We start from the raw sequence: 8,069 nt of genomic DNA on the forward strand, positions 1-8,069 counted from the left end.
CAGAAACTCTTTAAGCAAACACAAAAACTACTTCCCAAACTAATGAATCGTACTGTGCATATGTACTTTGGCGACGGTTATAAAGGGATTCCTAACGAAGCGCCTTTTGACCGTATTTTGGTAACGGCAGGTGCTCCATATGTGCCGAAAGCGTTGCTTGCACAATTGGCGGTAGGAGGACGTTTAGTAATTCCGATAGGAGAAGAAACTCAAACAATGACGCTTTACGAGCGCATATCGTTTGCGTTAAGCTGAAAATACAAAATCGCCTCGCGGCGAGCCTTTTGATACTCGCGCCTCGTCTTTTCATCCGCCGCGCCGAGCTTTGCGCCGTTAAATTTCGCCATGCGCGCCGAACTCAGCTCTTTTAGCCTCTCATTATCACGAGAGATGCCGCCGCTATAATTAAACCACTCTTTGCTTTGAAAAATATTAAATAAAATTTGAAAATCTACGAAATTTCCCTTATTGTACTCGGCGCAGACCCCGTTTTTGTGGCTTACGGCGTAGATCGCGCCGTATCTGCGCTCGAAAAAATATAGTTTTATGAGCTTTGCGTTTTTGTCTAAATTTGCGCCGCTACCGCCTAAAATCGCAAGCTTCGCATCGCCTCGCGTTTCGTAAGAGCCTAAAATCGCGCCGTTTTCGTAGAGATTTCCGCCGTAAAAAGCGTATTTCGTATCCCCAAGCTCGCTTGAAAGAACATAGGTTTTATCGCTTGCAGGCGAGTTTTTGCCCGCGCAGCCGAGCAGCGACAGAGCCAAAAACAGAGACGAGATAAAAAATTTCATCGCGAAAAATCCTTTAAATTTTAAAATTTTGCCAAATTTATGAAGCGAAAATCGGCAAAGCGAAATTTGCTAAATTTACCGCATTTACCGCGCGCAAATTTTAAATTTACTTTTCAAATGCCGCCGCTTTGCTCGCGCGGACGTAAATTTTAAAATTTTGCGCCGCTTGCAAAGGCTAAATTTAAAAGCCGCGCGCAAAACGTAAATTTAAACCGCAGCGTAAATTTAGCCGAAAAAATCGGCGCGAATCGGCTAAATTTAAAATTTCACGGCGCAGCTTTTATCGCCAAGCTAGTTGGCGCTTACTTTTGCCGCTTTTAAAATTTTAAATTTACTTGCACATCCTATTTTCCAGCTCATCCATAAGCGCAGCCACGTCATCGCCCACGAGCTCCATTAGCGCCGTTTGTCGCTGCTCACTTAAATTTTACGCGCCGATTTAAATTTTATAAGCCGCAAATTTAAAGCGACGCGAAATCCAAACAGCACTAAATATAATAGATGCTGTTTTTAATATTTTTGCCGTCGAGTTCGTTTTTGCGCCACGAGCTCTCGTCGTTTAGCACGATCCAGCGCTTCTCCTCCTCGCGGTAAAACCAGTCCTTGTCGATCTGATAGTAGATCTGACATCCCGAAATTTCGATGATATTGGCGATATTATTATCATGGTAGTTGTTCTCGTCAAAGTCGGTGAATGTGCGCTGCCCCATCTCGGCGTAGAGCTCGTTTAAAATTTGAAGCATCTCGCTTAGGCGCGTATCCATCTTCTCGACCTGAAGCCCAAGCTCGTTAGCCTCTCTGAATAAGATCGGATAGTCGTGCGACGGATAGCCGCTGTTTAGCTTGTCGCTGATAAAGGCGATCTTTTGCTCATCGTCGAAGTGATAGCGCAGAATTTCGCGGCAAATTTTAAGCGACAGGCTGCTTGCGCGATCGACGGCGCCGAAAACGAGCGGATGGATATATTTGTAAAGCTCCTTGTACGGATTCTCGTCGTTCGGGCGCTCATTGTTTTTCCAAAGCTTCACCACGCGGCTTAGCTCGTCCATCGAGACGTTGGCTTGGTCGTTGGTGTTCGTAACGGGCGAAAGCTCGTGTCGCAGCGAAGTATCGACCGATGTGAGGTATCCTAGCGGCCCCATTAAAATTTTATTCGCCCCAAGCGCCATCATCGTAGCCGCCGAAGCGCAGTTTGCAGGCACCAGCGCGATCAGCTCGTCGCAGTGGTTGCGTAGGATCGAGACGATCTTAAGCGAGGCGATACCGCTGCCGCCGTCAGATTTGATGTAAAGGTAGAGCTTTTCGAAATGCTTGCCTTTAAGATGGTCGTTGATACTGATCGCGTCGTTACCGCAGACGCTGCCCGCGCCCGAATTAAAATAGGTAAGCAGCGGCGCGCCCAGATATTTCTCGATATTGGTGATCACCTCTTGCGTTTGCTTCATCAAGATCGGCGGTTGCTTCGCCGCCTTTTTGGCGCCCTGCTTCTGCGGCTCTTCGTCTTTGGATAAAAATCCCATGGTTTTCCTTTCGTGTTGGTTTGGTTTTAAAATTTTAACTTACAAATATCGCGCAATCTATCCCGGTGCCACTCGATGCTCTCTTTAACCGTATTGCCTAGAGCTGTATGCGGGCTTTGCAAAAACGCCCTACTATTTTTTAGACTTGAGCCCACGTATTCGTAACGTGAGATCACGTTTGCGCTGGCGCTTTGCGACACCGAAGCCGAAAACGAGTATGAATAAAGCGGCGCGGAGGAAGCGTAGCCGCTAAAGTGCTCTTTCAGGCTTACGAATTTACCCTCCGTAAAGGCCTTGCAAACGCCGCCGCTTGCGGAATACTCGGCGATTCGCAGCTCTTTATTGGGCGTAAAAACGTAGATCGTAAATTTATTTAGACCTCTTTGCGAAATTTGATCCTTAGCCGTGCTGACTCCTCTTTCGTCCGTAAATAGATAGAGATTGGAGCCCTCCTTTTCATATCTTCCTAAGATTGCGTCATCTTTTAAAAGCATGCCGCCTGAAATTTTATACTCGGTGACGGTCTGCCCGTCATAGCTCATCATCACGGAATTTTCCGGATGCAGCTCGGCTTGTGAATACTTTACCTTCATACAACCCGCAAACAGCGCGACCGCCGCAAGCAGCGCTAAAATTTTGATTTTATCCATAACTCCCTCGAAGTCTATCTGCAAAAATCGTCCAAAACCATGGTTTTAAGACCCTCGATCGTCTTTTTGAAAAAACCAGCCACAGCCAAGTCCTCCGCTATATATTTCGCATCTTTGCGATCGACCGCTTTTTCAAAATTCATATTTTTATATGCGCTTAGTCCTTTCGGGCTCATATTTTGCACCGAGCTCTCGCTTTTTGAAATTCTACCGTCCGCATAAAGCCAATCGCCGTCTTTAAACATATTTGAAGTATAGTCGAAATTTACGTATCTGCCTGCATTATAGACGCTGCAAATCCCATCTTTGTGCCAAACGCTAAATACCATTGCCCTTTCGTCGTTAAAAAGATAGAATTTCATCCGCTTGGCATTCAGCGCAGACTTGTAGTTATTGCCGTAAGCTCTGCCCGTCTCATCGAGCACAAGCGTTCTAAGCTCGCCCCTATCCATAGAATACACGCCCAAGCTTCTGCCGTTTTCATACAGATCCTCACCCGCAAATTTATAGATCACGGTTTTGTTGCCGTCGTAAAATTTAAACTCCTTATCGCTCTTAGCCGGACGCAATACCCCGCATCCTCCAAGCAGTGCCGTCAAAACGGCAAAAACTATAAAATTTTTCATTTATCGCTCCTTAAATTCTAATCCTTTGCCGCACCTTATCGCCGTATCGCAAGCCCTACCTTAAAATTTCAAGGCGTTTTGCGCCCTCAAATTTTAAAATTTCGCCTTACTTCTCGCCGAAGCGCTCCTTTAAAATTTTATACGCCTCATTGATCTCCTGAAGCCTCTTCGTGCCCTCCTGGATGATCTCCTCGTCCGCGCCCTTGCCCATCAGGATGTCGGGGTGGTATTTTTTAACTAGTTCGCGATATTTTTTCTTGATCTCGCTAAACGTAGCGTCCTTGGAGAGCCCCAAAATTTCATACGGATCTCTTTTGCTTTTGGCGGAGCCTTGCGAGTCGCCCGAATAGCCGCCATATCCACTCGAATACCCGCCGTATGAGCCGCTCGAGCTTTGCGAGCCGCCATATCCGTAGCCCGTACCGCCGCCGTAACTGCTGCTTCCGTAGCCGCCGGTGCTTCTGCCGCCGTATTTGTCCCAATACCCGCCGCTTCTTGTGCTATAGCCGTCGTATTCGTCGTAAGCCGTATCGCTTTGAGTGCCGCCGTTTTCGTAATATGTGCCGTAAAAGCTGCGCTCAAAGGTCGCAAACATCTGACTTTGGATATGCTCGGGCAAGCCCAATCCGTCGCAAATCTGCGAGATCGTCCGCCGCTCTGCCGCGCTAAAACCGCGATCGACGTAGGCTAAATTTAAAAAGAAATAGATTAGCCCCGTTTTGCGGCTCGGACTCGGGCGGTAGGTTTGGTTATATTTTTCGGCAAGCTCGCGCACGTTTGCGAGGCTTTCTTTTTCGAGCTTATAGACGAGCTTCAGCGCCTCGCGTTCGCGCTCGCCGGCGCCCATTTGGCGCACCAAATCGTCCAAAATTTCGCTTATCATCGCAGCTTCGGACTCGCTTACGTGCCCGTCGCTTTTGGCGACCTTGGCTAGAAGCGCTACTAAAATTTTAGCCTCTCCTAGCTGCATTAGCGCCTTGCCGCGATAGCCGGAGTTACCGAGAGCCCCGCCGATCTGCGCGAAAATATACAGCGCGATTAAAAGGAATATGATGCTAAGCACGCGCTAATCTTCGCTCTTTACGATCTTGGCAAACTCGCCGAAGTAAATTTCTTTTAGCGCGTTTATGTTTTTACGGACGGAATTTATGCGAAACTCTTCGCCGCCGCTGATGCCTAGGCGCATCAAGCTTAGCCCATATTTTGCGGCCAGCTCTTTAAATTTCGCCTCGTCGCGCACGCCGAAAATCGCGCGCGAAAAGCTCTCATCGAAAATATCTCTACTATCGTCGCAGCTCATCTCAAACTCGCCGCCGATGCCGCCTACGCACGCCATCTTAGCTAGCGTAATCGCCACGCCGCCGATTCCTACGGAGTTTGCAAATTCCAAAACTCCGCTCCTGCCAGCCTCGATCGCGAAGTCCCACAGCGCGCGCTCTGCTTTTAAATTTAACTCAGGCAGGCTGCCTGCGACGCGGTTTTCCACCGCTTTCATATAAAGCGAGCCCGCAAAGACGCCCTTCGTATCGCCCGCCAGATAGACGCTCACGCCGCTAGCGCAAAAGTCGCTAGGGATGATCTCGCCCTCGTTTGTACCCACGCATACGATCGCGGGAGTGGGCTGGATGCTAACGCCGCCCGTTTCGTTATAAAGACTTACGTTGCCGCTGATGACCGGGGTATTTAGCGCGGCGCAAGCCTGCTTGATCCCCTCACAGCCCTGCGCGAACTGCCACATAACCTCGGGATTTTGCGGATTGCCGTAGTTTAGGCAGTCGGTGATAGCTAAGGGCGTCGCGCCGCTCATAGCGACCTTTCGCCCTGCCGACGCTACCGCGAGCGCCGCGCCTATGCGAGGATGGACGTAATTCATCCGCGTGTTGCAGTCCGCAGCCATCGCGAGCTTTACGCCGTTTTGCTTAACGCGCATCACCGCAGCGCCCAGCATACCGGGGCGCTTGGCGGAATTTAACCCTACGTTAGCGTCGTATTGATCGTAGATGTAGGATTTATTTAGTACTTCTGGGTCCTCAAAAATTTTATCAAACGCCGCGTCCAGCTCGCGCTCGCTTGCGCCGCAGCCGCATAAATTTTGCTGCGCGATCTGCGCCATATATGCAGGCTCTTTTATCGGGCGATCCAGCACGGGCGCAGCCTCGCTAAGCGGCTCGATCGGAATGACGCCCGCTAGCTCGCCGTACCAAAAAAGCTCCATCTTGCCGCTATCCGTCACCTCGCCGATGACGGCGGCATCCAGATCCCATTTGGCAAAAATTTCTTTGATTTTCTCCTCGCAGCCCTTTTTGGCGCAGATCAGCATACGCTCTTGGCTCTCGCTTAACATCAGCTCATACGGGCTCATCCCTGCTTCGCGCATCGGTACTTTGTCTAAGTTTAACCTCATGCCGCTGCCGCTGCGCCCCGCCATCTCAAAGCTGCTTGAAGTAAGCCCCGCGGCACCCATATCCTGGATACCCACGACGTAGTCGGTTTTAAAAAGCTCCAAGCACGCCTCCATCAGTAGCTTTTCGGCGAACGGATCGCCCACCTGCACCGTCGGGCGCAGAGATTTGTTCGCGTCGCTAAAGCTATCGCTCGCCATCACGGCTCCGCCGAGGCCGTCGCGACCGGTCTTAGAGCCCACGTAGATCACGCTGTTGCCCACGCCTTCGGCCCTACCGTAGAAAATTTCATCCTTTTTAACGATACCAAGAGCAAAGGCATTAACCAAAATGTTGCCGTCAAAGCTCTTATCGAAGCTCGTCTCGCCGCCTATCGTAGGGATCCCCATGCAGTTGCCGTAGTGCGCGATGCCCGCAACTGCTCCTTTTAGCAGATAGCGCTGCTTCCTGGCACTTTCGCTTCTTCCTCGCACCTCGCCGAAACGAAGCGAGTTCATATTGGCCTCGACGCGCGCGCCCATCGTAAAGATATCGCGCAGTATCCCGCCCACGCCTGTCGCAGCGCCCTGAAAAGGCTCGATGAAGCTTGGGTGGTTATGGCTTTCCATCTTAAAAACCGCGGCCATGCCGCCGCCGATGTCGATGACGCCTGCATTTTCGCCGGGGCCTTGGATAACCCAAGGCGCCTTGGTCGGAAAGCCGCTTAAGTATTTTTTACTCGATTTGTAGCTACAGTGCTCGCTCCACATCGCGCTAAAAATCCCAAGCTCGAGCAGATTCGGCTCGCGACCTAAAATTTTTAAAATTTTTTCATATTCTTCGTCTGAAATTTTATGTGCCGCTACTACTTTTTTGTCCATTTTCTCGCCCTTTTCGCCGTTAAATTTAGATCCCAATGATAGCTAAAATTTTCTATCATTTCGATTAATCTTCGCCCTTTTTAAGATACTTCTCGTAAAGTTTCGCCTCTTTTAAAAACGCGTAAAATGCGTTAATGTTTGCCGTGATAAATCCCTTGCGCCCGTCAAAAAGCGACCTACGCAAAATATACGATTTAAAAAATGCAAACGGATAGATCAGCAAAAGCTTCACAAGGCTCGGCCTCTTGCCCTTTTCAAAATCCCCCTGCGCGCGCAGCGTGGAGTAGTTATTGTTTTTCGTAACGAGCTCTGCGATCGGCTTTTCGCTAAAATGGTTGATGCAAAATTTGCTCTTTTTCACCGCGCCTTTTATGATCGAAATTTGCGCGTGCACGCCCATGTTCTTATATTCGCCGCACTCCTTGCGAAAGAAGCGGATGTGGGTGTTTTTATGCACGAGATTGGAGCATCTGCGCCCCAGCGAGTATTCATGAAATTTAATATCCAGCGCCGAGTAATCGCTCTGGCTCATAAACTCCTCTATCTCGCCCTTTAGCTCAGGACTTACCTCCTCATCGCCGTCGAGATTGAGAACCCATTCGTTGCTGCAGAGCGAAAACGCGTAGTTTTTCTGCACCCCCTCGCCCCGCCAGTCGTGGTGGTAAATTTTATCGGTAAATTTACGCGCGATTTGCAGCGTGGCATCGGTGCTGCCGCTATCGACGATTATGATCTCGGCAAAATCCGCCACGCTACGTAGCATACGCTCGATATGGCGCTCCTCATTCATCACTATCGCATAAACGGATGCTTTAATCATAGTTTGTTCCTTATCCTCGTAAATTTCAGCCAAAAATCAAAAAACCCCTCCGTACCCAAAATGCCGATACGCTTTACGGCGTATTTGTCGTCGCCCGCTTCGTAAAGCCCGCGCTTGACGACCACCGCGCCTTTGAAATTTGATCTGGCGATATTTAAAATTTCGTCGTTAAATTTACCGTAGGGGTAGGCAAACACCTCGCAAGGCTGAGCGCAAATACGTGCTACGCGAGCCTTGGATTCGATGATCTCATCTGCGGCGAGCTGCGGATCGCTCGCATAGGTAAGGTCTAAATTTACGTGGTGCATCGTATGCGCACCGAACTCAACTAGCCCGCTTGCCTGCATTTTTAAAATTTGCTCCTCGTCTAAAGCTTCCGCATCTAAAATTTTAGAATTCA

Annotated in this window: 8 protein-coding genes and 1 pseudogene; 1 reads left to right on the forward strand and 8 read right to left on the reverse strand. The window is 49.5% G+C overall.

Going from position 1 to position 8,069, the window contains the following annotated elements:
• Positions 1–255, forward strand: a pseudogene (locus Q0372_RS08450) (protein-L-isoaspartate O-methyltransferase); the annotation flags it as partial.
• Here the strand turns inward: Q0372_RS08450 and Q0372_RS08455 are convergent.
• From Q0372_RS08455 to Q0372_RS08490, 8 genes are all read right to left on the reverse strand, one after another.
• The gene (locus tag Q0372_RS08455) at positions 225–791 is read right to left on the reverse strand and encodes a hypothetical protein (RefSeq protein WP_298104828.1); all 567 of its coding nucleotides are present in this window, start codon (positions 789–791) and stop codon (positions 225–227) included. The pseudogene Q0372_RS08450 and the gene Q0372_RS08455 sit on opposite strands and share 31 nt — an antisense overlap.
• A 488-nt stretch (positions 792–1,279) precedes the next feature.
• A complete protein-coding gene (locus tag Q0372_RS08460; RefSeq protein ID WP_298104830.1) occupies positions 1,280–2,311 on the reverse strand; it encodes a hypothetical protein in 1,032 nt (343 codons plus the stop codon).
• 26 nt (positions 2,312–2,337) lie between these two features.
• A complete protein-coding gene (locus tag Q0372_RS08465; RefSeq protein WP_298104832.1) occupies positions 2,338–2,961 on the reverse strand; it encodes a hypothetical protein in 624 nt (207 codons plus the stop codon).
• Between the two features lie 14 nt (positions 2,962–2,975).
• Positions 2,976–3,587, reverse strand: a complete 612-nt coding sequence (locus Q0372_RS08470; RefSeq protein WP_298104834.1) for a hypothetical protein — start codon at positions 3,585–3,587, stop codon at positions 2,976–2,978.
• Positions 3,588–3,693: 106 nt separating this feature from the next.
• Positions 3,694–4,650, reverse strand: a complete 957-nt coding sequence (locus Q0372_RS08475; RefSeq protein WP_298104836.1) for a molecular chaperone DjiA — start codon at positions 4,648–4,650, stop codon at positions 3,694–3,696.
• A gap of 3 nt (positions 4,651–4,653) precedes the next feature.
• Positions 4,654–6,849: a phosphoribosylformylglycinamidine synthase subunit PurL gene (purL, locus tag Q0372_RS08480; RefSeq protein ID WP_298104838.1), complete on the reverse strand. Its 2,196-nt coding sequence runs from the start codon at positions 6,847–6,849 to the stop codon at positions 4,654–4,656.
• A gap of 64 nt (positions 6,850–6,913) precedes the next feature.
• On the reverse strand, positions 6,914–7,669 hold the full coding sequence (locus Q0372_RS08485) for a glycosyltransferase family 2 protein (protein WP_298104840.1): 756 nt from the start codon (positions 7,667–7,669) through the stop codon (positions 6,914–6,916).
• The coding region (locus Q0372_RS08490; RefSeq protein ID WP_298104842.1) for a polysaccharide deacetylase family protein at positions 7,666–8,069 on the reverse strand (404 nt) is incomplete at its 5' end. The genes Q0372_RS08485 and Q0372_RS08490, both read right to left, overlap by 4 nt.

Source organism: uncultured Campylobacter sp. (assembly GCF_937997405.1).
Taxonomy (GTDB): Bacteria; Campylobacterota; Campylobacteria; order Campylobacterales; family Campylobacteraceae; genus Campylobacter_B.